At 62.6% G+C, this 25,869-nt stretch carries 18 protein-coding genes, 1 tRNA gene and 3 rRNA genes; 14 read left to right on the forward strand and 8 right to left on the reverse strand.

Annotation, left to right across the window (positions count from 1 at the left end; all coding sequences use genetic code 11):
• The first annotated feature begins 4 nt into the window (after positions 1-4).
• The 6 genes from EOHIBHHM_RS21660 (at position 5) to EOHIBHHM_RS21685 (ending at position 7,279) form a co-directional block, all read left to right on the forward strand.
• The gene (locus EOHIBHHM_RS21660; protein WP_497258180.1) at positions 5-688 is read left to right on the forward strand and encodes a PIG-L deacetylase family protein; all 684 of its coding nucleotides are present in this window, start codon (positions 5-7) and stop codon (positions 686-688) included.
• A 74-nt stretch (positions 689-762) separates the two neighbouring features.
• Positions 763-1,941, forward strand: a complete 1,179-nt coding sequence (locus tag EOHIBHHM_RS21665; RefSeq protein ID WP_497258182.1) for a WbqC family protein — start codon at positions 763-765, stop codon at positions 1,939-1,941.
• Positions 1,942-2,049: 108 nt separating this feature from the next.
• A complete protein-coding gene (locus tag EOHIBHHM_RS21670) occupies positions 2,050-3,408 on the forward strand; it encodes an endo-1,4-beta-xylanase (RefSeq protein ID WP_497258184.1) in 1,359 nt (452 codons plus the stop codon).
• Positions 3,409-3,478: 70 nt separating this feature from the next.
• Positions 3,479-4,804 carry a glycosyltransferase family A protein gene (locus tag EOHIBHHM_RS21675; protein ID WP_497258186.1) on the forward strand — a complete coding sequence of 442 codons (1,326 nt, stop codon included), beginning with the start codon at positions 3,479-3,481 and terminating at the stop codon, positions 4,802-4,804.
• Between the two features lie 148 nt (positions 4,805-4,952).
• Positions 4,953-6,266 carry a nucleotide sugar dehydrogenase gene (locus EOHIBHHM_RS21680; RefSeq protein ID WP_497258188.1) on the forward strand — a complete coding sequence of 438 codons (1,314 nt, stop codon included), beginning with the start codon at positions 4,953-4,955 and terminating at the stop codon, positions 6,264-6,266.
• Between the two features lie 2 nt (positions 6,267-6,268).
• Positions 6,269-7,279 carry an NAD-dependent epimerase/dehydratase family protein gene (locus tag EOHIBHHM_RS21685; RefSeq protein ID WP_497258190.1) on the forward strand — a complete coding sequence of 337 codons (1,011 nt, stop codon included), beginning with the start codon at positions 6,269-6,271 and terminating at the stop codon, positions 7,277-7,279.
• 262 nt (positions 7,280-7,541) lie between these two features.
• Here the strand turns inward: EOHIBHHM_RS21685 and EOHIBHHM_RS21690 are convergent, their stop codons facing one another.
• Complete coding sequence (locus EOHIBHHM_RS21690) at positions 7,542-8,048, reverse strand: DUF7970 domain-containing protein (RefSeq protein WP_497258192.1); 507 nt, start codon at positions 8,046-8,048, stop codon at positions 7,542-7,544.
• Positions 8,041-8,859, reverse strand: coding sequence for a ParA family protein (locus EOHIBHHM_RS21695; RefSeq protein ID WP_497258194.1), 819 nt, complete (start codon positions 8,857-8,859; stop codon positions 8,041-8,043). Before EOHIBHHM_RS21695 ends, EOHIBHHM_RS21690 begins: the two co-directional genes overlap by 8 nt.
• 309 nt (positions 8,860-9,168) lie before the next feature.
• Here EOHIBHHM_RS21695 and EOHIBHHM_RS21700 point away from each other — a divergent pair, with 309 nt between their 5' ends.
• Positions 9,169-9,585, forward strand: a complete 417-nt coding sequence (locus EOHIBHHM_RS21700; RefSeq protein WP_497258196.1) for a Rieske (2Fe-2S) protein — start codon at positions 9,169-9,171, stop codon at positions 9,583-9,585.
• Between the two features lie 267 nt (positions 9,586-9,852).
• Here the strand turns inward: EOHIBHHM_RS21700 and rrf are convergent.
• The 4 genes from rrf to EOHIBHHM_RS21720 form a co-directional block, all read right to left on the reverse strand.
• A 5S ribosomal RNA gene (gene rrf, locus EOHIBHHM_RS21705) occupies positions 9,853-9,974 on the reverse strand.
• A 125-nt stretch (positions 9,975-10,099) separates the two neighbouring features.
• Positions 10,100-13,025: ribosomal RNA gene (locus EOHIBHHM_RS21710) — 23S ribosomal RNA — on the reverse strand.
• 269 nt (positions 13,026-13,294) lie between these two features.
• Positions 13,295-13,366, reverse strand: a tRNA-Ala gene (locus tag EOHIBHHM_RS21715).
• A 140-nt stretch (positions 13,367-13,506) separates the two neighbouring features.
• Positions 13,507-14,978: ribosomal RNA gene (locus EOHIBHHM_RS21720) — 16S ribosomal RNA — on the reverse strand.
• Together the 16S, 23S and 5S rRNA genes with 1 tRNA gene alongside form the textbook arrangement of a ribosomal RNA operon.
• Positions 14,979-15,628: 650 nt before the next feature.
• Here EOHIBHHM_RS21720 and EOHIBHHM_RS21725 point away from each other — a divergent pair.
• Complete coding sequence (locus EOHIBHHM_RS21725) at positions 15,629-16,012, forward strand: CopG family transcriptional regulator (RefSeq protein ID WP_497258198.1); 384 nt, start codon at positions 15,629-15,631, stop codon at positions 16,010-16,012.
• 142 nt (positions 16,013-16,154) lie between these two features.
• Here the strand turns inward: EOHIBHHM_RS21725 and EOHIBHHM_RS21730 are convergent, their stop codons facing one another.
• Positions 16,155-16,418, reverse strand: coding sequence for a DUF7344 domain-containing protein (locus EOHIBHHM_RS21730; protein WP_497258200.1), 264 nt, complete (start codon positions 16,416-16,418; stop codon positions 16,155-16,157).
• 170 nt (positions 16,419-16,588) lie between these two features.
• A complete protein-coding gene (locus EOHIBHHM_RS21735) occupies positions 16,589-17,833 on the reverse strand; it encodes a Cdc6/Cdc18 family protein (RefSeq protein WP_497258202.1) in 1,245 nt (414 codons plus the stop codon).
• 1,610 nt (positions 17,834-19,443) lie between these two features.
• On the opposite strand from EOHIBHHM_RS21735, the gene EOHIBHHM_RS21740 reads away from it, so the two are divergent.
• From EOHIBHHM_RS21740 to EOHIBHHM_RS21765, 6 genes are all read left to right on the forward strand, one after another.
• Positions 19,444-20,445 (forward strand): DUF8471 domain-containing protein, encoded by a 1,002-nt coding sequence (locus EOHIBHHM_RS21740; RefSeq protein WP_497258204.1) that lies wholly within the window; start codon positions 19,444-19,446, stop codon positions 20,443-20,445.
• Positions 20,446-20,664: 219 nt separating this feature from the next.
• Complete coding sequence (locus EOHIBHHM_RS21745) at positions 20,665-21,090, forward strand: hypothetical protein (protein ID WP_497258206.1); 426 nt, start codon at positions 20,665-20,667, stop codon at positions 21,088-21,090.
• Between the two features lie 350 nt (positions 21,091-21,440).
• On the forward strand, positions 21,441-22,700 hold the full coding sequence (locus EOHIBHHM_RS21750; protein ID WP_497258208.1) for a polysaccharide deacetylase family protein: 1,260 nt from the start codon (positions 21,441-21,443) through the stop codon (positions 22,698-22,700).
• Between the two features lie 175 nt (positions 22,701-22,875).
• A complete protein-coding gene (locus tag EOHIBHHM_RS21755) occupies positions 22,876-23,925 on the forward strand; it encodes a thermonuclease family protein (RefSeq protein WP_497258210.1) in 1,050 nt (349 codons plus the stop codon).
• Between the two features lie 782 nt (positions 23,926-24,707).
• On the forward strand, positions 24,708-25,400 hold the full coding sequence (locus EOHIBHHM_RS21760; RefSeq protein WP_497258212.1) for a hypothetical protein: 693 nt from the start codon (positions 24,708-24,710) through the stop codon (positions 25,398-25,400).
• Positions 25,401-25,638: 238 nt separating this feature from the next.
• The gene (locus tag EOHIBHHM_RS21765; protein WP_497258214.1) at positions 25,639-25,848 is read left to right on the forward strand and encodes a hypothetical protein; all 210 of its coding nucleotides are present in this window, start codon (positions 25,639-25,641) and stop codon (positions 25,846-25,848) included.
• The last annotated feature ends 21 nt before the right edge of the window (positions 25,849-25,869 follow it).

Below are 25,869 nucleotides of genomic sequence, written 5' to 3' on the forward strand. Positions count from 1 at the left end.
TCGAATGAGAGTGCTCTGTGTTGCTGCCCACCCGGACGACGAGGTGATCGGCGTCGGTGGAACGCTCGCGAAACACGCCGCCGACGGCGACGAGGTGTTCGTCCTCCTGCTCGGCGACGGCGAGATGGCCCGCTACGAGACGGTCACCCCCGAGGCCGAGGCCGGGATGCGGCGCCGACGGGAGGCCGCACGCGACGTCGGCGACGTGCTGGGCGTCGAATCCGTCCGCATCCTCGAGTTCTGGGGGAACCAACTCGACAAGGAGCCGTTCATCGACGTCGTGCGGGCCGTCGAAGACGAGATACGGCGGGTCGAGCCGACCGTCGTCTACACGCACCACTTCGGCGACCTCAACATGGACCACCAGTTGACCGCGCGAGCGGTGAAGACGGCGACGCGCCCCTTCGCGGACTCCTCGGTCGACCGCGTCTACTCCTTCGAGACGCTGTCGTCGACGGAGTGGGCGATGCCGACCGCGGAGACGGCGTTTCAACCGACAGTCGCGATAGAGATCGACGAACAGCTCGACCGGAAGCGCGAGGCGCTGTCGATCTACGACGACGAGATGCGCGAGCGACCCCACCCCCGGAACCCCGACAGCATCGTCCAGAACGCGCGGCTCTGGGGCGACAAGTTCGGACTCCGAGCCGCCGAACCGTTCGTCCTCCTCCTCGAACGACGGCGGTAAGCACCGTCGACTGCCGACCCCTCGTCGCGCACGGACAGCATATTCAAGCGGCGTCCCCTCGTTCTAGTGGCAGAATGGGTACGATAGTCGCCGCATATCAACCACACTACCTGCCACGGTTACACTATCTCGCACGGGCCCAGGAGGCGGACGTGTTCGTCGTCTACGACGACGTCCAGTTCGTGCGCGGGTCGCCACACCACAGAGCCGCCGTCGCGTCCGGCGACGCGGAGTGGCTCACCGTCCCGGTTCGGCACACCGGCGTCGACACGCCGCTCGTCGAGGCGCGGATCGACATGTCGACGCCGTGGACGGCGGCGCATCTCGAGACGCTCTGTGCGACCTACGGCGACGGGGCGCTCGAACTCGCGCCGTTCTACGAGCGACTCCGTCCGTCCGTGCTCGACGTGGGGTTCGTCCGGGAGCAGTCGGCCGAGCTCCTCGCGCTCGTCGACGGCGACGGCGACGTTCGGGCGACGCTGGAGGCGTTCGCCGAGGCCGACCGGCGGTGGCGCGAGCAGCGACAGGCGCTGAACGGACTGCAGGCCGAGAAGAACGAGCTCGCCGAACGGATCGCGGCCCGGAAGCGCGCAGACCCGACCGCGGCGATCGACGATCTGACCGACGGCGTCGCCGACCTCGACGCTCGGTTGGCGGCGGCCGAGACGACGTGCGAAGAGCTGAAACGCCGGCGTGACGACAACCTCGTCGTGCTGTCCGAGCAGGTCGCGGCGGCGGGCGGCGACGAGACGGCGGACGCAGTCGTCGACGTCGGCGTCGCGACCGACGGCGGCGGCAGCGACAGCAACGACGGCAGCGACAGCAACGACGGTCACGGCGGGGGGGTCGACGACCCCCTCGAGTGGATGCCGAGACGGGGGGTCTGGGACCTCGACAGCCCCGAACTCGACGCGCGACTGGACGGCGTCGCCGTCACCGATCTGACGGTCCCGTTGCTGGAGGAGCTGTTTCGGCGATTCGACGTGACGAGCGACGTCGTGCGGTCGAGCGAACTCGACGTCGAGCATCCGGGCGACGCCTCGGCGTATCTGGCGCGTCTCACCGAGGCGCTCGGCGGCGACTGCTACCTCTCGGGAGGGACCGGCTACGACAACTACCTCGACGAGACGCCGTTCGACGACCGGGGGTTCGACGTCGTCGTCCAGGACTGGGAACCGACGTGGCCCGACGGCAACGTCTGTGCGCTCGACGTGCTCTACGGAGCCGAGAACCCCGGAGCGTACGTCAGATGAAGGCGGGCGGAGCGACGAGGACGAGGCGAACCGGGAGCCGGAGACAGAAGAGCCGGAAGCAGAGGAGCCGAGAGCGGACGACAGCCCACGTCGGGGGGCGGTGAGCCGATGTCTCCGCTCTCCCGACGGGGCGTGCTCGTCGCGGCCACCGGCCTGCTGGCGGTCGGCTTCGGGTACTTCGGCTTCGGTCCGGGAGCGAACGGTCGGTCGACGGACGGCGAGGTGAGCGACCGGCCGGCGTGGGAGCGGGCGGCAGACGAGCGCATCCGAGCGCACCGGACGGCACCCTTCGAGGTCGTCGTCGAGGACGGCGCGGGCGACCGCGTCGCCGACGCGACGGTGACCGTCGAGATGCAGCGCCACCAGTTCGGGTTCGGGACGGCGGTCAACGCCGACTACTTCGTCGATGAGACCGAGGAGGGCGACGAGTACCGCCGCCGCATCCGGGAGCTGTTCAACAAGGCGGTGCTGGAGAACCACCACAAGTGGGGGTTCTGGGAGCAGCCCGACGAGCGCCGGCGAGCAGAAGAGACGACGCGGTGGCTGCTCGACAGCGGGCTGACGGTTCGGGGCCACACCTGCATCTGGCAGCGACGCGGCGAGGGAGCCATCCCCGAAGACGTCGACCGCGCCATCGACCGGGGCGACGGCGAGCACATCTCCCGACGGGCGCGGCAGCACGTCGCCGACGTCGTCGGTCACTACCGCGACGTCGACGGCTTCGCCGAGTGGGACGTGCTCAACGAACCGATAGCCGAGCAGGCGATGACGGCCGTCGTCGACCCGGAAGCACCGAGCGGTCGCGCACCGGAACTGCTCGCGTGGCTGCGGGTCGCCCGGGAGGCCGACCCCGACGCCCGCCTCTTCCTCAACGAGTACAACGTGCTCGTCGGCGACGACGAGGAGAAACGCGACGCCGTCGAGGCGACGACGCGGTGGCTGCTCGACAACGGGGGCGACGTCGGCGGGCTCGGACTGCAGGGACACCACTCGACGGCGGCACAGCGGCGGACGCCCGCGGAGCTACTCGACACGCTCGATCGGTTCGCGGCGCTGGGTCTCGCCCTCCAGATCCACGAGTACGACACGTGGGGCGACGACTGGGACGAGGACGAACAGGGCGAGTACTTCGCGCAGTTCCTGAAGACCGTCTTCAGCCACCCCGCGACCGTCGGCTTCCTGCTGTGGGGGTTCTGGGACGAGATCCACTGGCAGGGGAACGCGTCGCTGTTCCGCGCCGACTGGTCGCCGAAACCGGCCTACGACGCCTACGTCGACCTGGTGTTCGGCGAGTGGTGGACCGACGAGTCGGGACGAACGGGGTCCGACGGCGTCTACCGGACGCGAGCGTTCCTCGGCGAGCACCGGGTGACCGTCCGCACGGCCGACGGGGAGACGACGGAGACGGTGACGCTCGAGCGACCCGAGGCGACGACCGTCACCGTCGTCGTCGGAGTGCCGGGGTAGGGCCAGTAAGGGCCGCGAGTCGTCGAGTCAGCGGTCCATAACAATAGGTCGACGCCGAGTAGGGCGGCGTATGGCTGTCCCCCTCCCCTTCCCCGGTCTCGCGGCGGCGCTCGGGACGTACGGGAAGCTGTTCAAGCAGCGACCGGCGGCGGCGACCGACGGCGGGGCCGTTGCGACGTCGGCGACGGTGACGGCGGTGATCCCCGCCCTGAACGAGGTCGAGACCATCCCCTACGCGCTGACCTCGTTGGCGACGCAGACGACCAGACTGGACCGCGTCGTCGTCGTCGACGACGGGTCGACCGACGGGACGCTCGACGCCGTCGACGAACTCGCCGAGACGTTCGACCTCGACGTCGACGTCGTCGTCCACGAGACGCCACAGGGGAAGACGGTCGGAATCAAGGAAGTCGCTCGGTCGGCGACGACGGACAAACTGTTCGTCCTCGACGCCGACACGTTCGTCGAGAGCGACGACTACCTCGAGCAGTTGGTGGCGGCTCACGCCGACGGCGACGTCGCCAGCGCGTTCGGCGTCGTCCAACCGATCACCCTCCGCACGAAGGAGGCGTTCTTCGAGCGGCACGTCGACGGGACGCTGTCGAGCGACAGCGACGTCCGCGCTACGCTCCGGGCGCAACTCGACCGCCAACGGGATCGGGGGGTGGTCGGCTACGTGACGGGGACGCGGCCGATCGAGCAGTTCCGCAGCATCAACTACAGCGTCGAACAGGGGTTCTTCGCCGACGCCTTCATGCGGCTGTTCGGGACGACGCTGTTCCCCGTCGGCTGTGCGGTACTCTACGACCGCGAGAAGCTCGTCGAGGTGTTCGACGCCTACGAGGACGAACTCGGCGACGATCTGACGAACAGCGAGGACATCTTCGTCGGGTTCGCCTTCTGCGACCGGGGGTACGAGAACGTGCAGGTGCGGGACGTCGTCATGCGGTCGCACGTTCCGGGGCTGTCCGGGACGATGCGGCAGAACTACCTCTGGGGGTCGGGGTATCTCCAGAGCGCCTACTACTTCCGGAACGTCGCGACCCGCTACCGGAGGCGCGTCGTCGCCGACGGCGGCACCGAGCGAGTTCGCCCCCCGGTCGGGCGGGGCGTTACGGCACAGCTCGTCGACGGGCTGTACCCGATCACTGCACTCGTCATCCTGTCGCTGACGCTACTGGGCGTCCTGGGGACCGAGATCATCGGCTTCCTGCTGGCGTGGGAGTTCGGGCTCTATCTGACCATCGGACTGCTCACCATCCCCGACCGGCTCAAGCTCGTCCGCGACCTGCTGCCGTTCCTCGTCGTCCGGTTCCTGACGCTGCCGGTCGGCGCCTACACGTACCTCCGCGTGGGGTACGACCTGATTACCGGCAACCGAAGCTGGCGGAAGTGACAGCCTACCGAACGGACGGTGCGGTAGGCGGAGCGAACGGACACGACCGCGCCGGTCGACCGAGAGACGGGACCGCGATGGGACCGGTTAACCGGAGAGTACTCACCTCATGACTATCATGTCGAGATTAAAACTATTGTCGAAGGTTATGACACGACTCTGTATCGTCGGCCTCGGCTACGTCGGGCTCCCGCTCGCGGTACTGTTCGAGCGGGCGGGCCACGCGGTGACCGGGTACGACATCGACGAGCGGAAGGTACGGTTGCTCCAGACGGGGATCGACCCGGTCGGGGAGTTGGGCGACGACCTCGTCGCGGACGCCGCAGTCGAGTACTCGGCGGACCCGGCGTGCATCGAGCGTGCGGACTACGTCGTCGTCACGGTGCCGACGCCCGTGACCGAGGAGTCGGTTCCCGACCTCGGTCCGCTTCGGACCGCGGCGGCGACGATCGGCGAGCGGCTCCGGCCGGGGACGACCGTCGTCCTCGAGTCGACGATCCACCCCGGCGGGACGCGCGAGGAGCTGGCTCCGGCGCTCGAAGCCGCCTCCGGGCTGACCGCGGGCGTCGACTTCACCGTGGGCTACTCGCCGGAGCGGATCGTCCCCGGAGAGCCCCTCGAGTCGCTGACGGGACGTGTCAAACTCGTCGCCGGACAGGACGACGAGACGCTGGCGCGACTGACTCGGCTCTACGGGACGGTGTTCGAGCGGGTCCACCCCGCGCCGACACTCGAGACCGCCGAGGCGGCCAAGTGTCTGGAGAACACCCAGCGGGACGTCAACATCGCGCTCGTCAACGAGTTCGCGATGGCGTGTTCGGACGTCGAGGGACTCGACTACCGCGACGTGCTCGCGTCCGCCGAGACGAAGTGGAACTTCCACAGCTACCGGCCGGGACTCGTCGGCGGCCACTGCATCCCGGTCGACCCCTACTATCTCATCCATCGACTGGAGTCGTCGGACGTCGCCCCCGAGTTGATGCGGACCGCCCGGCGGGTCAACGAGCGGCTGTCGTCCTACGTGACCGGCGAGGTGTTCGACGCGCTCGCCGAACGTCGACGCCTGCTCGACGCGCCGGTGCTGGAGACCGACGGGGGCGCGCGGGCGACCGACACCGTGCTCGTCGCCGGACTGACCTACAAGCGGAACTCGAGTGACCTCCGCTCGGACGCGGTGAGGGCGGTCGTCGACGGACTGCAGACCGGCGGCGTCTCGGTCGTCGGCTACGAACCGCACGCGACGCCGGATGCGGTCGAGTCGGCGTTCGGCATCCCCGCCCAGACCGAACTCGACCCGACGGCGGTCGACGCGTTCGTCGTCTGCACGCCGCACGACGCCTTCCGCGAGGTCGACGTCGACGACCTCACGGGTCGGATGCGCGACGTCCCCGTCGTCGTCGACGTGCCGGGCGTACTCGACGGAGACCCGACGAGCGAGGCCTACCTCTACCGGAGGCTCTGACGATGAGCGAACGCACGGTGACGAACGGTCACCCACCCCGCGACGCCGCGCTCGGCTCCCTGCCGGGACGGACCGTCGCCGAAGAGGCCGCCGAACGACTCGTCGGCGAGCGCATCCTCGTGACGGGCGGGGCCGGGTTCATCGGCAGCGCCGTCGCCCGCCAGTTGACCGCCGGCAACGACGTGACCGTCCTCGATAACTTCGCGACGGGGACGGCGACGAACCTCGAAGGCATGTCGGTCGACACGGTGAAGGTGGACGTCACCGACAGCGCCGCCGTCGCCGACGCCGTCGCCGACCACGACGTCGTCCTCCACATGGCGGCGATGATGGGCGTCCGTCGGACGCTCGAGAACCCGCTGGGCGTCCTCGAGGTGAACATGGAGGGGACGCGGAACGTGCTGACGGCGGCGGCCGACGCCGACGTCGACCGGGTGCTGTTCGCGTCGACCTCGGAGGTGTACGGCGACCTGATCGACCCGCCCTACCCGGAGACCACGGCCGTCTCCCCGAAGACCAACTACGCGGTGGCGAAGCTCGCCGACGAACGCTACACCGCCGCGTTCTGCGAGGAGAGCGGTATCGACTACACTATCGTCCGGTACTTCAACGTCTACGGCGCTCGACAGGACTCCTCGCCGTACGGCTACGTCGTCCCCATGTTCATCGCACGGGCGAAAGCCGACGACGTGGTCCCGGTGTACGGCGACGGGAGCCAGACCCGCGACTTCACCTACATCGACGACGCGGTGGACGCGACGATTCGGGCGCTCGGTCCCACCGGCGCCGGCGAGACGTTCAACGTCGGCACCGGGGTCGAGACGCCCATCAGACGGTTGGCCGAGACCGTCGTCGACGTCGTCGGCAGCGGCAGCGTCGAGTTCGTCGAGAACCCGCGGCCGTACCGCATCGCACGACGGGGTGCGGACATCACGAAGGCGCGGACGACGCTCGGCTTCGAACCCAAGGTGAGTCTCGAAGAGGGAGTGCGACGCCTAGCCGACGAGCCGTGAACCCGAGCTCGAGAGCCGACAGCCACGGACACGAGACGGCGTCGACACTGCGGACACCGCGGGCGTTCCGAGCGGTGGAGAGTTCGTGGACTCTCCACGAGGTGCAGCGTGTCTGCGAAGTGTGAAAATTTTCGTGCCTCGTTTTGTGTCCGTTCCTCCAGAGATACCCCAGTAGAAGAAACATCTCGGAGTAAACTTCCGATGTTTTCAAAATGTCTACAATGTTTAGAATGTTCGTCTCCCAGTATGTCGACCGTCGTCGTCAGTCGTCGCGCTCCTCGAGGATCAGTTCGGCGACGGCCTCCGGGTGAGAGGCGACGGCTCGAACGAGCGCGTCGTGGAACTCCCGACCGGTCAGGTCGCGGACGTCGTGGTTGCGACGGAGGATGGACTCCACCTCGAACTCGACGTCGGCCAGCAGTTCCAGCGTCTCGGGGCGGACGTAGATGCTCTTCGCCCGGGTCGCGTCGAACTCGAACGCCGGCCCGTCGGCGTCCGCCGAGGCCACGTCGTCGATCGACGCGTCGGCGGGGTCGGCCTCCGTCGAACTCGCGTCGGGGGCGTCGTCGCCGTTGGCGGCGTCGTCGACGTCGGTGTCGGCTTCGCCGCCAGTCACGTCGCTTTCGACGTTCGCGTCGACCTCGGTGTCGTCGGGATCGTCGGTCGCCGTGCCAGCGTCGGCCTCGTCTGTCGTCGTGCCACCGTCGGCGTCAGTGTCGGCGTCAGCGAGCTGGTCGCCGAGACCGGCAAAGCGGTTCTCGTCAGGCATCGGCGACGCCCCCCTCCTCGACGATGCGAGCCAGCTCGTCGAGCCGACCGAGCATGTCGTTGTCCGCGTCGTACTCGCGGAGCGTCTGGCCCTCGCGCCACGCGCGACTGAACGCGATCCGGTGGCGGAGTCCCGGTCCCGGCGACTCGTCGAACTCGTCGCTGCGGGCGAACGTCGGCAGGAACTGCGCGAACGGCGACTCTTCGAGGTCGGCGATGATGCGCTTCTCCTCGTTGTTGCCGCTCAGGTCGTTCGGGACGATTGCGAGCAGGTCGATGCCGACCTCGTCACGGATGGGTCGGATCTGCTGTTCCCACATCCGCTCGAACCCGCTGACGCTGGGTTCGCTCATCAGCAACGGCACGATGACGTGGCGAGCACCGATGAGCGCGGCGTCTGAGAGGGGGCCGAGACTCGGTGGAGAGTCGACGACGATGTAGTCGTACCGGTCGTTGAGGAGCGGTTCGACGATGCGGCGACGCACCCAGAGCATCCCGAACGTCGAGTTGCGGATCCTGTCTTCGACCTCGTCGAGGTTGACGTGGGCGGGGAGGACGTCGAACGCGTCGCGTTCGTGAATGATCTCGGCGACGTCGACCGGGTCGGTGTCGGTGAGGAGATCGCCCACGTGGGGAGACTCCTGTTTGTAGAGGTCTTTGAGTCCGACGCCCTCGGTGGCGTTCCCCTGCTGGTCGAGGTCGACGAGGAGCACCTCGTGACCGCGCTCGCTGAGCGCGTCCGCGAGGTTGATCGCGAGCGTCGTCTTCCCGACGCCACCCTTCTGAAGCGAGACGCTCACTGCGCGTCCCATTCAGACACCCCCTGCACACAGTCTACAAATTGTAGAATGTTCGGACACTGTCCCCTGTTCGCACCGTGTCGCCCGTGTGCGCCGTGCGGACCGCGTCGACTGGTTCATTCGTATCGGGTGACTCAGTCCGGTCCACCTTAACGCTATCCCACTTGTGAAATGTCTGGCCTCGGTAGACTTTTGAAACATTGTACAGATTGTAAAAGTCTCACACTGGGGAAGAAGGCGGTGGGCGGAACGACACGGGCGACGAAGATCGACGACGAACCCGGTCGTTTTTGTGATCGACCGTCGTTTCAGACGAGGAAGATGAACGACGCGACACGACTCGCAGACCTGTCCGAGCTCTCGGTGGGCGGTTCGCTCCTCGTCACGGTTCGCGAAGCCGACGGCTCCGAGGAGGAAGTGATCGTCGTCCGAACCGACGACTGCGTCGCCGGCTGGAAGAACTTCTGTCAGCACGAGACCGACCAACGGCTGGACCGCGGGTTCGGGGCAGCGATTCGAGACGGTCAGATCGTCTGTCCGAAACACGGCTCGATGTTCGACGGGTGTTCCGGCTACTGTGACAGCGGGAAGGCAGCCGAGTCGACGCTCGTAGAAGTCGAAGTGGTAGTCGAAGAGGGCGTGATCTACCTCACCGACGATCAGTGTTCGTTTCTCCACGAAGGCGGGATCGACGAGGACGACGGGATGCCGGGGTCGTCTTCGCATCTGACGTTCTGACGACGTCTTCGAGTCGACCCCGGACGGGAGCGCCCACCTTCGCGCCGCCAGGCGCGATGGTGGGCCGACCGTCCGTCTCTGCTGGTGCTGAATGGTCGTTGCGGGCGCGGTGCTGCCTCGTTGCGGACGCGGTGCTGTGACGGGCGCTGGCGGTTGCTCGTTGCTCTCGCGCTCTGTCGGCGCGCTCGCTTCCGGGGGAGTGCTGCTGCTCGTCGCTATAAATGAAACAAGCCCCCGAGCGCCGGTGCTCGGAGGCTATAGTATGAGTGGAGGCGGCGAAGTAGTGTTCCCAGAGGGTCTCCCACTCCAGTACTTGCTACCACGCTGGTGAGCTTAACTTCCGTGTTCGGGATGGGTACGGGTGGAACCTCACCGCTGTGGCCGCCTGAACGCCGATCTACGGAATCGAACCGTAGTTGTGACCACGATCGGTGTGTGGCGTGATGACCGTTGTGTACGTGCATTCCAGTTAGCACCTGGACCCGTGTATCGGACACGGTGTCTTCCCATGCGGTATGAATGTGGCTTGGACTGTTAGTGCTCGCGGGCTGAACGCCTCGTTGCCTCGGCGCGTACACCCCGAGTCTATCGAACTCGTCTTCTACGAGTGTCCTCGGTGGTACTTCTTTTTCATGTGGGTTTCGAGCTTAGATGCGTTCAGCTCTTACCCCGTGGTGCGTAGCTTCCCGGCAGTGCCTTCTCAGACAACCGGTACACCAGTGGCACCCAAACGTAGTTCCTCTCGTACTATACGTTCGTTCACGTCAAGTACCGTAACACCCCCAATAGATAGCAGCCGACCTGTCTCACGACGGTCTAAACCCAGCTCACGACCTCCTTTAATAGGCGAACAACCTCACCCTTGCCTGCTTCTGCACAGGCAGGATGGAGGGAACCGACATCGAGGTAGCAAGCCACCGGGTCGATATGTGCTCTTGCCGGTGACGACTCTGTTATCCCTAAGGTAGCTTTTCTGTCATCTACGGCCCGCATCAAGCAGGCTCGTAGGTTCGCTAGACCACACTTTCGTGTCAGCGTCCCTCGTTAGGCAGGACACTGTCAGGCTTCCGTTTGCTCTTGCGCTCTTCCTCGGGTTTCCGACCCGAGTGAGGAAACCTTGGGGCGCGCTCGATATCTTTTCGAGCGCGTACCGCCCCAGTCAAACTGCCCGGCTACCGGTGTCCTCCGCCAGGAGTGAGAGTCGCAGTCACTAACGGGTAGTATTTCACTGATGCCTCGGTGGCCCGCTGGCGCGGGTACCTGTGTAACGGCTCCTACCTATGCTGCACATTAGCGACCACGTCTCAGCGACAGCCTGCAGTAAAGCTCTATAGGGTCTTCGCTTCCCCTTGGGGGTCTCCAGACTCCGCACTGGAACGTACAGTTCACCGGGCCCAACGTTGGGACAGTGGCGCTCTCGTTGATCCATTCATGCAAGCCGCTACTGAAGCGGCAAGGTACTACGCTACCTTAAGAGGGTCATAGTTACCCCCGCCGTTGACGGGTCCTTCGTCCTCTTGTACGAGGTGTTCAGATACCCGCACTGGGCAGGATTCAGTGACCGTACGAGTCCTTGCGGATTTGCGGTCACCTATGTTGTTACTAGACAGTCGGAGCGCCCGAGTCACTGCGACCTGCCCTTCTGCGGGGCAGGCATCCCTTCTCGCGAACTTACGGGACTAACTTGCCGAATTCCCTAACGTCGGTTGTTCCCGACGGGCCTTGGCTTGCGCTGCCAGAGTACCTGTGTCGGATCTCGGTACGAGTACCACGCTCGTCTTTTCACGGGCTCTGGGTACCACCGACTTGCGCTATCCCGGTGTTCGCTCGCTTCCTGCCGTTACGGCGTCCACGAGTTTCTCCGGTTCGACCGGGCGAAGGCCCGGCTCGGTGTTTCCCAAAGCGTCGACTTTTGATGGTGGTAGTACTGGAATATTAACCAGTTCCCCGTTTGTCCTACTCGAATTACGATAGGACTTAGGATCGACTAACCCTCGGCTGATTGGCAGTGCCGAGGAACCCTTACTCTTCAGGCCGTCGGGGTTACTCACCCGACTTTCGCTGCTACTGTGACCAGGATTTTCGTTACTGCGTGGTCCACACGAACTCTCGCCCGTGCTTCCACCCGCGCAGAATGCCGACCTACTCGATCGCCCGATGAGGGGCGCGGTCAGGTCTCGGAAGTGGATTTGAGCCCCGATCATTTTCGGCGCCTCGAACCTCGGCCGGTAAGCTGTTACGCTTTTCTTAGAGGGTAGCTGCTTCTAAGCTCACCTCCCGGCTGTTTAGGGCTCGAGACCACCTTCAATCGCACTTAATCCACATTTGGGGTCCTTAACCAGACTCTAGGTTGTCTCCTTCACGGTACCCAAGCTTACCCCGGAGTACCGGATTCCTCGCGTCCACGGCGTTCGTAAGTTCGGAGTTCGACAGGGAGGCCGACTCCTCTCGGAGGCGGGTCTCCCAATCGGTCGCTCTACCTCACGAACTACCTCGGCGAAGGTCATGCTTCGACATGTTTCGGTCGGAACCAGCTGTTGCCGAGTTCGATGGGCCTTTCACCCCTACACGAAGGTCACGAGAGGGTATTGTAGGACACCAACTCTAACAGGCCTCCACGTGCCTTTCGGCACGCTTCACCTTGCCCTCGTGTAGATCACTCGGTTTCGGGTCGTGTCCGGTTGACTCCCCGCGCTTGAACACGGTGGCCCTCGTCTTCCGAAGAAGACTGCGGCCGTATCGGTTTCCCTGCGCCTTCCACGATACTCGTGTTAGACTCGCCAACCAAACACACTCCCTGGTTCGTTTTTCAAAACGCACGACGGAACACCGGCTCCTCTCGAGTCCTACTGTCGGATCGCTCCGAGGTCGTTCGTCGAGAGGCCTTCTATGCCCCGTCGCTCTATCGCCAACTGATTTCAAGCCCTATTGCACCGCCCTTCTCGGGGTGCTTTTCAGCGTTCGCTCACGCTACTTGTTCGCTATCGGTCTCGAGTAGTGTTTAGTCTTCGCGGTCGATGCCCGCGAAATTCACGAGGGATATCCAACCCCCGCTACTCTGGAGCTGACGCGTCTCGTACTGGTCTGACTTACGGGATTGTCACCCTGTTTCATACTCCGTTCCAGGAGATTTCAGTCAGAGGGTCGGAGAGTGAGAGTCAGTCCGAACACCACATGTCCCGTGAGGGATTCGGTTTGGACTGTGTCGCGTTTACTCGCCGTTACTGACGACATCGCGTTTGCTTTCTTTTCCTGTCGGTACTGAGATGTTTCAATTCCCGACGTTCCCCATTGCGCAAGGCAATTGCGGTGAGGATTCCTATTCGGAGATCACTGGTTCTTTGTCTCCATGCGACTCCCCAGTGCTTTTCGCAGCTTGGCACGTCCTTCTTCGGCTCTCGAGCCGAGCTATCCACCAGCTGGCACAGTAGCCATTCTACTGATTCGGTGAATCAACCAGATGGTTGATTCGAGAGTCAACTCGTAGTGAGTTGACTCGGTGGGAACACTCCACTGCCCGATAAACGGGTCCAGTGGGTGCCTGGAATGCACGTACACACGGTCGTCATTGCACGTCCCGAGGTGTCTCTCGGGAGCGTGCGTCGAACCCTTCCCATCCTCGTTTTCACGAGATGGTGCATCAGTTCGTCGGGACCAGTACGTTGCCGGGTTTCCCACTTAAGGGAACCGGTCTCGTTTGGTCCGTCTATGGACCCACTGGGATTTGAACCCAGGGCTTCCTCCTTGCAAAGGAGGTGCTCTGCCGCTGAGCTATGGGCCCACCCCCTTGCGGGGGCGAGGAGTGTCAGCCTTGATAGTTCGTAGGTGCCCGATCGGGCGCTCGGTCGGCGACGTATCGAACTTGGAGTGCCACCTATGACTGTGAAGTGAGCCAGGCACGTCGGCCTGGTCTCGGTCGTTAGGAGGTGATCCAGCCGCAGATTCCCCTACGGCTACCTTGTTACGACTTAAGCCCCCTTGCGAAGCCCAGATTCGACACTCGTTGCGAGTGCCTCATCCGGACCTCACTCGGGTGCTTTGACGGGCGGTGTGTGCAAGGAGCAGGGACGTATTCACCGCGCCCTTCTGAGACGCGATTACTACCGAATCCAGCTTCATGAGGGTGAGTTTCAACCCTCAATCCGAACTACGACCGAGTTTCTGAGATTACCATCCTCTTTCGAGGTAGGAACCCATTGTCTCGACCATTGTAGCCCGCGTGTAGCCCAGCACATTCGGGGCATACTGACCTACCGTTGCCCGTTCCTTCCTCCGCTTTAGCAGCGGCAGTCCTCCTAATGTACCCATCCACGCGAACGTGATGCTGGCAATTAGGAGTGCGGGTCTCGCTCGTTGCCTGACTTAACAGGACGCCTCACGGTACGAGCTGACGGCGGCCATGCACCTCCTCTCTGTAGCTCAACATAGAGGTCATCAACCTGATGATCATTGCTACAGTCGATGCTGGTGAGATGTCCGGCGTTGAGTCCAATTAAACCGCAGGCTCCTCCGGTTGTAGTGCTCCCCCGCCAATTCCTTTAAGTTTCATCCTTGCGGACGTACTTCCCAGGCGGCCAATTTATCGGCTTCCCTACGGCACAGCACCGACTCGTAGTCGGTGCCACACCTAATTGGCATTGTTTACGGCTGGGACTACCCGGGTATCTAATCCGGTTCGAGACCCCAGCTTTCGTCCCTCACTGTCGGATCCGTCTTCTCGAGGTGCTTTCGCCATCGGCGGTCCGTCCAGGATTACGGGATTTCACTCCTACCCCGGACGTACCCCTCGAGCCTTCCGGTCCCAAGCCACGTGGTTTTCGCCGGACGCCCATCCGTTGAGCGGATGGATTTCCCGACGAACCTACGCGGCCAGCTACGGACGCTTTAGGCCCAATAATATCGGTCATCACTTGAGCTGCCGGTATTACCGCGGCGGCTGGCACCGGTCTTGCCCAGCTCTTATTCGTGTACCACCTTACGGTACACAAAAGCGAGGACTATATGCCCTCGCACTTGGGGTCCCCTTATCGCACTGTCGTGCAGTGTAAAGGTTTCGCGCCTGCTGCGCCCCGTAGGGCCCGGAATCTTGTCTCAGATTCCGTCTCCGGGCTCTTGCTCTCACAACCCGTACCGATTATCGGCACGGTGGGCCGTTACCCCACCGTCTACCTAATCGGCCGCAGCCACATCCTGCAGCGCCGAAGCGTTTCGTGCACTCCGCATTCCAGCGTGAGTGCGGTATGGAGTATTAGCCTCAGTTTCCCGAGATTATGCTCCTCTGCAGGGTAGGTTGGCCACGTGTTACTGAGCTTTCCGCTGCGATCTAAGTCGCGCAACTAGCATGGCTAAATCGGACCCCAATAGCAATGACCTCCGGCAGGATCAACCGGAATGTTTCCTCTCTCTGTTTGGGGGCAGAGAGAGGGGGTGGCGGGATTTCCACTCTGACGAGTGGGAATCACCATACACTCTGTAAAGAGTGCAATTGCAAGGTCCAAGTTCGGTGTGTCGATCGAGTCGAGTGACCGATCGGGTATCACCGAACTATCAAGGCTAACGTCAGATTCCGTCGTGTACGGCGGACCGCAGGGGCGGAATCCTCATCTTCTTCGGACCTGAACCAAAACGACGAAAGGGTATAAACCCAACGGATTCGTTTTGGCCGCGGGACGTCGTCCCACGAGGCCCACGTGTGAGATCGGGCCGAGGTGATCGGCCCGAAGTCACGGTGTGTCGTACGCATTTCTACGGATGGGCGGGTACTACTTAACAGCAGTGATATCGTTCAATATCCGAAAAATCATCCAAGATGAGAGTGAATGTCAAGAAGCGCGTTTCCAATCGACAGAGTTTCTGGATATTTGCGAAACTGCAAAAACTCAGGATGAGCGGGAAGATGATCATCTTGAGTACGACTGTGCGTGCGCGCATGCGAGGCCGACGCTCAAGGCCGTAGACCGACACTCGGTCCTGGAGAGACGATGGTTCTCGGTTCGGGGCACCCGAGTCGTTATAACAGTCCACGACGCAGGGACCAAGTAGCATGGCGAAAGACACCGTCCGCTATCCGGACCAGGTGGTCGACGAGATCGAATCGCTGGTCGAGGACGGGACGTTCGAGAGCAAATCCGAGTTCTACCGTTTCTCCGCGGAGTACATGCTCGAGCTGGTTTCTCCCGATTACGACGAAAAGACGTTCAGCTACGAGGAGCTGAAGACGGAGCTCGACTTGGAGTTCCCCTCCGACGTCGACGACGAGTACGTATTCGACGACGACTTTCTGCAGGCGGTGGTGTCGGTCCGAACGTACGGTCTTCGAGGGGAGTTCGAAGCCGGCTACGAGTTTATCGACGCGGAGATCGACACCGGGAGCAGAGCGGCCCTCGTCTTAGAGGAGTTGCTCGCGATGTACCGGAAAGAACACTGACCAGCGGGGTCGTACTGGGGTTCGAGCTGTCAGGAGACGTCGTCGACGAGAGCTCGTCCACTCGACGAGAGCGGATGGGAAGCGGAAGAGAACGAGAAACGGTGGAGAGACGCTGCGGAAGCAGAGCGCCGTCTGAACTTGTTTAACGTCCCGACGAAGCCGAGACGTGCCCTTCGATGGGGTCGTAGTCGATGGCGCCGAGTTCGGCGAGTCGCGGAAGGTGGACGTAGTAGAGTGCGTTCGCAACGCGGCGGCGGTGTGAGACGGGGTCGGTCTCACCCGTGTACTCACGCTCGTACACCCGGTTTACGAGCGTGTCGAACGACACGTGCCCGTGGCGTGCGTCCGAGAGTACCGCCTCGATCCGCTGTCGACGAACCGAGTCACGGTCTGCCGCGATGCTCACACCCTGGTCCCCTCCCTGCGATTGAGTCCCGATCGCCATCACCAGCGACTTCACGGGTAGAATACAAGAGTACACCAGACCGTCCCAGCCGTTGCAGACTGTTTCACCGGCGGTAGAGATGCTCACGAGGGCGAACAGAATCACCCCGAGCTCGAAAGCGGAAGAGACTGTCAGATTCCGATATCTTCGTAGCTCTCGAATCGCCCGTCGGTCGTGATGACCTTCTTGACGATGGTGGCGTCTTCGAGGAGACGGTGCTTACTGTAGACACCCCGGCCACGACCGCGGCTGGTTCGTGTCGAGTTGATCACGTTGAGGAACGCCTGTTCTTGGAGGATCTCGTTGACCCGACGTTCAGACAGGCGGTCCATCCCGATCTCGTCGACGATCTTCGTGTACGTATCGTAGACGCGTTTCGTCGAGAACTCGCTCTCGTCGGTCATGAGCGTCAGGAGTGCGAGTGCGAGCAGGATCGCCTTCCCCTGTACGGGTGTCCCGGCGATAATCTCGTTGAACCGATCGGCTTCGGTCCGCTCCTTTGCCTTCCGAACGTGTTCGACAGTCACCTCGGGCGTCTCCTCTTCGGTCGCGATCCGGCCGGCGTTCCGGAGGATGTCGATTGCCTTCCGCGCGTCGCCGTGTTCTTGCGCAGCGAGTGCGGAAGTCAGCGGGATCACGTCGTCACCGAGAACACCGTCGCGGAAGGCGTCTTTCCGGTTGTTGAGAATCTCGCTCAACTGGTCTGCGGCGTACGGTTTGAACACGATCTCGTCGTGTTGGAAGCTACTTTTCACGCGTTCTGTCAGTTGGTCGGGATAGTCGATCTTGTTGCTGATACCGATGACGCCCACGCTACACCGTTCGATGCGGCCGTTCTCTCCTGCTCGCGAGAGCTTTCGCAAGATCTCGTCGTCCTCGAGCATGTCGATCTCGTCGAGGAGTACGATGACGACGTCCGAACGCGTATCGAGGATGTGCCAGAGCCGCTTGTAGTAGTCGCCCGTGGAGAGTCCTCGCTCTGGAACAGTGACACCTGTCTCGTCCGGATCGTTGAGTTGAGCCGCGATCGTCTTCACTGCCGACGTCTCAGTGTTCTCTTCGCCACAGTCGACGAACGCCGTTCGGACGATGACCTCGTCTTTGGCTGCTTCGGTCGCGAGTCGTTGCGTGACGTGACGGGAGACGAGTGATTTCCCGGTTCCCGTCTTGCCGTAGACGAGGAGATGTTTTGGTGGGCGTCCGAAGATGGCGGGGTTGACCGCGTTCGCGACACGCTGCATGTGAGTGTCGCGACCGACGATCCGGTCGGGGCCGGGGATGTGACGAATGTCGAGGAGTTCCTCACGGGCGAAGATAGGTTCCTCGTAGCGGAAGAGCGAGTCGCGCTCTTTCTCGGGAGAGTCTCCGGCAGTCATCGAATACTACGCTTTTTCGGTAATGAGACGTATAAATGTACTGGGAGTCTGACGCCCCAATCGCGAATGTATATGTTCTAAAACACAGAGTAGAGCGTTTTCTATAGGAGATTCCGAGGAAGCAGCTGAAGACCGCCGCCGCGAATGAACAGGAGCGTGATGCTCGTCGTACCGTCTGGTCTGGAGGGCCTGATTGCGTTCTTGTTTTATAGCGATTGCCCGCTCATTGAGTATTTATTTGATTCGCGCGTGCGCGCGCGCGTGTGATTCGTGTGATACTGATACCAGACATCAGACATCGTTATACTCACATACGAGACGTCGGCTGTTGTTCTGACAGAGGTCTCCAAAAGTAGTCGTGAGTAGGTGGGAGATGGCAACGTTGGACGACAGTAGGCTTCGCGTGGAACCTGTGCTGTCGAAAGGAACCATCGGACACTACTGTCGCGAATGTATTGACTGACACCTCGTCACACCTGGGCGGGAACTCGGACACACCACCCTCGCGAATGTAACGACACGAGTTGACACGGTGATGAAGGACACTATGGTGAAGGACACTATCGTCGCGAATGTATCACTGGGTGGGATGGACAGTCAGATAGTCGAAGCGTCAACGTTACCGACCAGAACCGCACACACACCTCCCTCGCGAATGTAAACGGGACACACGGGAGGGGGGCGAGAGCAGGTCTCGTCGACCAAGACACCACGTTCGCGAATGTAACACTCCTCGAGGTGGCGGGCTCCGACGCTCCCGTGACCGTCCTGGCTGACGCCGCTCACCGGACTCACACACACCATGTTCGCGAATGTAAGTCCTGAAAGAGAGGGGTAGCAACGGCTGAAAGAGGAAATCTATCTCGAGAGAGTTCGTCGGGGAGAACTCGTCGAAGGGGAGTTCGTCGGGGAGAGTTCCTCGAGAGAGTTCGTTGAGTGGTTTGGGTGGCGGCTGTAGACGGGACTGTAGACGAATTTGAACGAGAGTAACAGAGCTGTACTGGTAGAGAGCTGCTTTCTCACGGGCGAGAGAGATATCAGGCAGACGAGAGTGAGAGAGATACGACGATCGTCGGGTTGTATCTGTCACTCGCCCTTCTTCACCTCATTTCCCATATACCAATAGAATTAAGAGTAATAGACGAGAAAAGTCCACCAAGTTAACTTCGGAAAAACACGAGAGAAACGATTCTTCGTTTCGGGCGGAGTCGAAACGAGGGTCGTCGTCTAGTCACCGGAGAACGGTTCGGTCGTTCGCCCTCGTCGTCGTCGAGTGGCGTCTCGGCTTCCGAACGGGTCTCTTCGGGAACTTACACGTCTTTCTCTCGTCGCCGCGTTCGGCGGTCCCGATCTCAACCCCTTGATTTCAACCCCCTCCCCCTCTCTCACACCGTTACATTCGCGAACATGGTGTGTGTGTGTGGTCGCTATCACCCCCAAATATCTCTGTAATATATCACAAGTTCCGCTCGTCACGTCGTCCCATCGGTCTCGGGACCGAGCTTCGTCCAGTTCGTTTAGGCGGTTACTACGGCGATCGGTTGGGAGGGTCTGGGTCTGAACAGTCTGGGCTGTTTTTATCGCATCCCGCAGTACGTACGACCCGAACCGTGACACGTTGGTATCGATCGACGGGAGATCTCCTCGTCGTCGCACTCTGGACCATCATCACCGCCACCGCCGTCCTCGAACTCGGCGTCGAACGGCCGGTGTTGCGAGCACTCCTCGTCACGCCGCTGGTGTTGTTTTTCCCCGGTTACGCTCTCCTCGAAGCGACGTTTCCCGAGCGGCCGGTATCGGCCGATCGCCGTACCAGTTCGGAGTCGAAAGAGACGTCGACGCGAGAGCAGTTCGGACTCGACAGCATCGACGGACTCGAGCGGTTCGTCCTCGCGTCGGTCGTCAGCCTCGGACTCGTCCCACTCGTGGCGTTCGTCGTCAACTACACGCCGTACGGTCTCCGTCTCCGGCCGGTCATGGTCGCTGTGGCGGGAGTGACCGTCGTACTCGTTGCGGTCGGGTTCGTTCGCCGTCTCAGATTGCCGGCAGAGCGACGCCGACGTACGACGTTCGTGGGCGGAGTCGCTGCGCTCTGGTCTCGATACGTAGCCGGCGACAGGAGCGCTGGTGCGTCCGCCGGATCGTTGACGCCTCAGACGAACACACATCGCGCACTCAATCTACTTCTCGTCTTTGGACTGGTGACGCTCGTCGGCACTGTCGGTTACGCCGCACTCGCGCCCCCAGACGATGGGGCAGGATTCACCGAAGCGTATCTGGTGACGCAGACCGACACCGGCGAGTACACCTCCGAGAACTTGCCGCAGGAGTTCACCGCCGGCGAGGGACAGCGACTCTTCGTCGCGCTCGGGAATCAGGAACACGAACGGGTCACGTACACCGTCGTCGCTACACTCGACGGAAACGAGCTCGGTCGAACCGAGGAGACGGTCGCCTCCGGAGAGACAGCGTACGTCGAACAGGAGATCACGCCACAGCAGACCGGAGATTCGCTCCCACTCCGGTTCTTCGTCTACAAAGACGATGCACCCGAGACTGCCAACGCAGAGACCGCGTATCGGACGGTCGACCTCTGGATCTCCGTCAGCTAGTCTGACTCTCTATCGGATGGCCTGACTCTCCGTCAGATAGGTCGGCTTGGCGGAGTTCGACCGCTCTTCTCGCCGACGCCGTTCGACTGTCGTTCGATGGCGCCTGACTATCGTCCGCCGCTCGATGGCGTCTGACTGTCGTTTCGCCACGTTTCTCGTCGTCTCGATAGAAAGCTTACGTCGAGCATAACTTTAATCCACAATCCCGAACGGCACAATATGGGTCAGAACCCTGGTGGTCAGTCGTCCAACGGTGGTCAGGCTGCCCAATCTGGTCAGCAGACCCAGCACGGCCGACAGCATCAGTCTGCACAGGGAGCCCAGCAGAACCAGTCTGCACAGGGTGCCCAGCAGAACCAGCCTGCGCAGGGGAACCCACGACGGAACCAACAGCCCCAGTCGCGACAGCGCGGCACCGGAGAGCAGATCGCGAGTTGGTTCACGGAGACGATCATTCGGACGGCAGTCGCGGTGTTCGGCGTCGCGCTCCTGCTGTTAGCGCTCGGACAGCTCGTCGGCGTCGACCTGCTCAGTACCGTCGTCGAGTTCCTCGCGTCCGGTATCGGCGTGTGGCTCGTCATCGCGTTCTTCGCGGTGTTGCTCATCGTCGCTGCGAGCAAGAGCTGGAACATCAGTCGGCAGTAGACCGACGCACTAGCGGTCGACCCTGGTTTTTTGCACGCCGGTCGTCAGTCGTTCATCAGTCGTTCGTCGACAGAGAGAAAACGGATCAGTAGTCGGTTTCCTTCCGTTCCGAGTGTCACGGTGCCGACGTATGGGTTAAATTTACGTGATGAATTCGTCCACGTTTGGCGATCGTTTCGACAGTTGTCCTGCTAAACCGTCGACTCAGCAGTTGTACCTCTCGTCCCCGATATCCGGGCGAGAGACGCTTACTTCCCAGTTAATGCGACTTAGTAGCTGTATTATAATGGGGGAACGCTCTGAACGGGAGAGTAAGGAAGATGAAGCGACCATCGACCCGCCGCAGTCTAATGGCAACGCTTGGAGCCGTCGGCGTAACCGGTCTTGCAGGGTGCTCGGGAGGCACCGGCTCGACCCCGACCGACAACGACACGACCTCCAATACGACAACCCAATCCGAGACAACCTCGGGCAACGAGACGACCTCAGGGTCCTCCGACGGCGAGAACCAGGCGTTCACGCGCGGTGAACTCGTCGAGGACTTCGAGAAGTTCGAGGACTCTCGATGGGGAACCATCGGGGGAACGATCAAACCCGACACCAACGAGGTGTACGCCGGGAGTCAGTCTCTCCACATGTCTAACGACAAGGGCCGGGTCGCGGGGATCTTCAAGTCGTTCCCGGACGGGCTCGATCTCTCGAAACACGATCTCTCGCTCGCCGTCAAGCTGGACAAGCCAGTTCGTGGCAAGATCGCAGCCGAGATCATCGCTCCCGCACGGAGCGACATGCTCACGAGCAAGCGGTTCATCCCCAAGGAGCTGAACGGCTGGACCCGTATCGATCTGGGCTACACCGGTCGGAAGGGCGACCCGGTTCTCAAAGGCGTCCAGGAGATCCGACTGATGGTGCAGTCCGAAGAGGGGACTGCCATCGACGTCCGAATCGACGACCTCCGGAAGATCCCGAAACCCGGCAAGGGGAAGGTGATGCTCCAGTTCGACGACGCCGTCACCTCCCAGTACGAGGTCGCGTTCAAGGAACTGCAGGACCGCGGCTGGGCCGGTGGCGTCGCCGTCATCCCCGACGCGATCAACAGTCAGGGGAACCTGACGACCGGACAGATGCGCGAGATGCGCGACGCGGGCTGGGACATGATGGCACACCCGCAGGTCCCGAAGCCGCTCCCCGCCTACTCCGAGAAGAAACAGCGCGAACTCATCAAGAAAGCGTACAACTACCTCGAGCTCAAGGGGTTCCCGAAGGGCGCTCGCCACTTCGTCGCGCCGTACAACCGGGTCAGCAAGACGACCCTCGACATCGTCTCGGAGTTCCACGAAGCAGGCTACATGTTCGGGGCCTGTCCGAACAACGCACAGCAACCGAGCAACATGCACGCCATCTCCCGCGTGATGGGGAAAGACCCGCAGGGAACGCGCCGTGTGCTGAACATCGCCGAGAAGTACAACCAGCTGGCCGTCATCCAGTTCCACGACATCGGTGAAGGTGAGGATTACGAGACATCGCCCAAGGACTTCAAGAACGTCCTCAACCACATCGAGAAGAAGGACATGGACGTCATCACGCCGTCGGACCTGATCGACGGGTAACCGACCGCAGCCGAACTCGAGACGAGCTCGTCTTCGACGGACGACGGCTCTTTTTGCCACCGCTCCCGTTCGAGCGGGTAGGATTCACGACGACTGACGACTTACCCGCGGCACACCACACCCACTAACAGATCACTCAGCGAACGCTTATCGAAGGCGGTCCGTGAGTAGTGATGTGCGCAGCGACCATCGGTCCGTGCTCCTGTCGGTCACACTCGTGATCACACTCGTGACTGCCGGCTGTGTCGGTTCGCTCCCGACGCCGGAGTCGCCGACGACGGAGCAGAACCGACCAGAATCGACGGCCACGGGTGACGCGAGCGTCGAATCGACGCCGGTGCCAGCACCGGGGACGACGAGCGGTCCGGTGAGCCAGGCACCGCGCGAGCAACCTCGCGGAACGGTCCCCGAGCTATCCTCGCCGACGCCGACCGCTCGACCGACGCCGTCTCCGACCACCCCGGCGGGGACGCCGGCAACGACGCTGACACCGATCACCCCGGCAGCGACGCCGACACCGACCGAGACGTCGGTCGCGTCGGAACCCGCACCCGCTCCGGCTCCCGCACCTGCTCCCTCCTCGGGCGGATCGGCTGCTCCGTCGCCGACGGGGGAGCAGTCGTCGTCGACGACGCCCACACGGACTGCGATACCCTCGACCGATTCCACATCGACCGCCTCGACCGATTCGACCGACTCCACGTCGACTGCTACTGCCTCGACCGATTCGACTTCCGGAACGACCGTCGAGGTACGCCGCGTCGTCGACGGCGACACGATCCGCGTCGCCTACGACGACGGGACGACGGGCCTCGTCGACCTGGTCGGTGTCGACGCCCCGGACCTCTACGGTGGGGGCGACCCCGAGGAGTTCGTCGGCGTCCCCGACACCGACGCCGGTCGGACGTATCTGTACGCCTGGGGATGGGTCGCCCGGGGGACGCTTCGACAGCTCGTCGCCGACCGGTCGGTTCGGCTCCGGTTCGTCGACGCGGTTCCCCCCGCGATCGACGACTACGCCACCACCGCCGAGGGCGACGACGTCCGTGTGGCGGTCGTCTCAGTCGAGGGGACGGACGTCAACCGGGCGTTGCTCCGGCGAGGGGTCGCCCGCGCGACGGACACCGACCATCCGGACCGGGAGTCGTACCTCGAGACGACCCGGACTGCACAGCAGGACGACCGTGGTCTGTGGGGGACGGCCGACGGACTGAGCGTCCCCTGATCGGATCCGTCACCGCACGGTCCCGTCACCGTTCTGTCAGGCGATTTCGACGCCGTCTCTCCCCGTCGAGACTGTTGAGGCGGCCGTTGCAACGATGTAAACTGTTGCTACCCCTCCCCCTCTTCGAGCGTATTCGACTGAGAAACCGGGTCGCTGTCGTCGAAATCCGGACTTACTCCTTCTCCGATGACTTTTGTACCCCCTTATGGTGAGAACACCGGACTTACGGAGCCAGTAACTAAAGTACTAGCAGACAGAGTGGGTAGTGACGCCTCTCAGTTCGAGGGGTGTCAGACTGCACGGGTCGAGACGGAACAGAGGGGTCCCTCCTCCCATCCCCTTGCCAGCCACCCCTCCCCACCGTTTCGTTCTTCACACCGCACGACACTCCGAGTCCTCACCGTCTCTAGCGCTCGGCTCGCCACGCCACCGTTCGAACCACTGCTGTTATACCGTGTCCGAGTCGTACCGCCGTCCTCGACGAGTCTGCTCTCCAGACCTCGACGAGTCTGCTCTCCAGAGACAGCGCCGTGCGTCGGACAGACGGTGTCCGCGTTCTGTCTTCTGCCTCGAGTCGCTCTCTTCGAGAGCCCCGCTTCGCGAGTCTTCCCGCTCCGAGCCTCTCGCTCTCGGCGCGTCCGTGAGTTTCGTCGCGTCTGTGGATCTCGTCACGTCAGTGGACGACCCCCTTTCGACTCGAAAACCGTCGATACAGAGACGCTGTCGCCTTATCAACCGGGTAATAATGGTCCCTGTCTGTGAATTCCCGGGTAGAGCATACGATGTCGACTGCAACTCTACGACCCGATGGAGCAACTACTGGTGGCGGGGGCGATCGCCGGAGCGAGCGACGTCGCTCGGAGGACTCGCCGTGGTCGTCTCTGCTGGCGTTCGTGACCGTCGTCTTCCGCAGAGCGGCCGACGACGGTGGTCGGATGATACAACTCGGGCTGTTTCTGGCGGGCATCCTCTTCTTTCTCGGCGGCGTCGCGATCGTTATCGGCATCCCCGGGGCGGGAAGCATCACCCCAGCCCCGGCCAACGACACGATGACGGAGACGCCGATGAACGACGGCGTCGACGACGCTACGCCCACGCCGCCCCCGGAGACGACCGAGCCGTCTCAGCAGACGCAGACCGCCGAGCCGACCCAGACGGAGGGGGGGACGTCGGACTCCGAGACCGCGACACCGGGGGGCAACCAGACGACGACCGACTCGTCCGGCTCGGACGACCGGAACTCCGACGGTGGGGATTCGGACGATCAGAACTCGGACGACGGGTCGCAGACGACGTCGACGCCGGAGTCGACGCAGACGACAACTGAGACGACGCAGACGACGTCGACCACGGAGACGACGTCGGAACCGACGCAGACGACGTCGACGCAGACGACGTCGACCACCGAGACAACGCAGACGACGCAGACCACACAGACGACATCCGGCTCCGGTAACGATTCGGTGTTCGGCTAACCGACGCCGCGCGAGTCCACGCAGTCGACAGCGTTCGCCGTCCTTCGGGGGTTCTCCCGGCTCGATCCACTCGCTCGATCCACTCGCTCGACCCCCGCCCTCGACCCCCTCTGTCGAAAACTTATCGGTATCAAAGGAATTAAACCATCTCAGATACTGACTAGACGCGAACGCAGGGTGGGAATGATGAACACGGGCACGGGTAACCGAGAGACCCGCTACAGAGACGGAGTGTGATATGAGCTACGCTGAGACAACACACGGCGTCACACAGGAAGAATGGCCAGACTACGCGCTCGAATTCACGTTCAATCCGCGAGATCCGGCACTCGCCGACGAACTCGACCCCGACGAGGTCGTCATCTTCGAACCGTCGGGCGACGACATCGGATCACGGTGGATCTCCGGGAAACGCGACTCGTACGTCGCCGTCGAAGAGATGCGTTGAGAACTGTCCGCGACTGTAGTT

It is taken from the genome of Halogranum roseipondis (genome assembly GCF_059695585.1).

Bases quoted from the DNA above. Each gene is read 5' to 3' on its own strand.
- EOHIBHHM_RS21745 (WP_497258206.1), top strand. From the start codon at position 20,665: ATGGGTCAGAACCCTGGTGGTCAGTCGTCCAACGGTGGTCAGGCTGCC.
- EOHIBHHM_RS21670 (WP_497258184.1), top strand. From the start codon at position 2,050: ATGTCTCCGCTCTCCCGACGGGGCGTGCTCGTCGCGGCCACCGGCCTG.
- EOHIBHHM_RS21725 (WP_497258198.1), top strand. From the start codon at position 15,629: ATGGCGAAAGACACCGTCCGCTATCCGGACCAGGTGGTCGACGAGATC.
- EOHIBHHM_RS21675 (WP_497258186.1), top strand. From the start codon at position 3,479: ATGGCTGTCCCCCTCCCCTTCCCCGGTCTCGCGGCGGCGCTCGGGACG.
- EOHIBHHM_RS21690 (WP_497258192.1), bottom strand. From the start codon at position 8,048: ATGCCTGACGAGAACCGCTTTGCCGGTCTCGGCGACCAGCTCGCTGAC.
- EOHIBHHM_RS21760 (WP_497258212.1), top strand. From the start codon at position 24,708: ATGTCGACTGCAACTCTACGACCCGATGGAGCAACTACTGGTGGCGGG.
- EOHIBHHM_RS21660 (WP_497258180.1), top strand. From the start codon at position 5: ATGAGAGTGCTCTGTGTTGCTGCCCACCCGGACGACGAGGTGATCGGC.
- EOHIBHHM_RS21735 (WP_497258202.1), bottom strand. From the start codon at position 17,833: ATGACTGCCGGAGACTCTCCCGAGAAAGAGCGCGACTCGCTCTTCCGC.
- EOHIBHHM_RS21750 (WP_497258208.1), top strand. From the start codon at position 21,441: ATGGCAACGCTTGGAGCCGTCGGCGTAACCGGTCTTGCAGGGTGCTCG.
- EOHIBHHM_RS21665 (WP_497258182.1), top strand. From the start codon at position 763: ATGGGTACGATAGTCGCCGCATATCAACCACACTACCTGCCACGGTTA.
- EOHIBHHM_RS21700 (WP_497258196.1), top strand. From the start codon at position 9,169: ATGAACGACGCGACACGACTCGCAGACCTGTCCGAGCTCTCGGTGGGC.
- EOHIBHHM_RS21680 (WP_497258188.1), top strand. From the start codon at position 4,953: ATGACACGACTCTGTATCGTCGGCCTCGGCTACGTCGGGCTCCCGCTC.
- EOHIBHHM_RS21685 (WP_497258190.1), top strand. From the start codon at position 6,269: ATGAGCGAACGCACGGTGACGAACGGTCACCCACCCCGCGACGCCGCG.
- EOHIBHHM_RS21695 (WP_497258194.1), bottom strand. From the start codon at position 8,859: ATGGGACGCGCAGTGAGCGTCTCGCTTCAGAAGGGTGGCGTCGGGAAG.
- EOHIBHHM_RS21765 (WP_497258214.1), top strand. From the start codon at position 25,639: ATGAGCTACGCTGAGACAACACACGGCGTCACACAGGAAGAATGGCCA.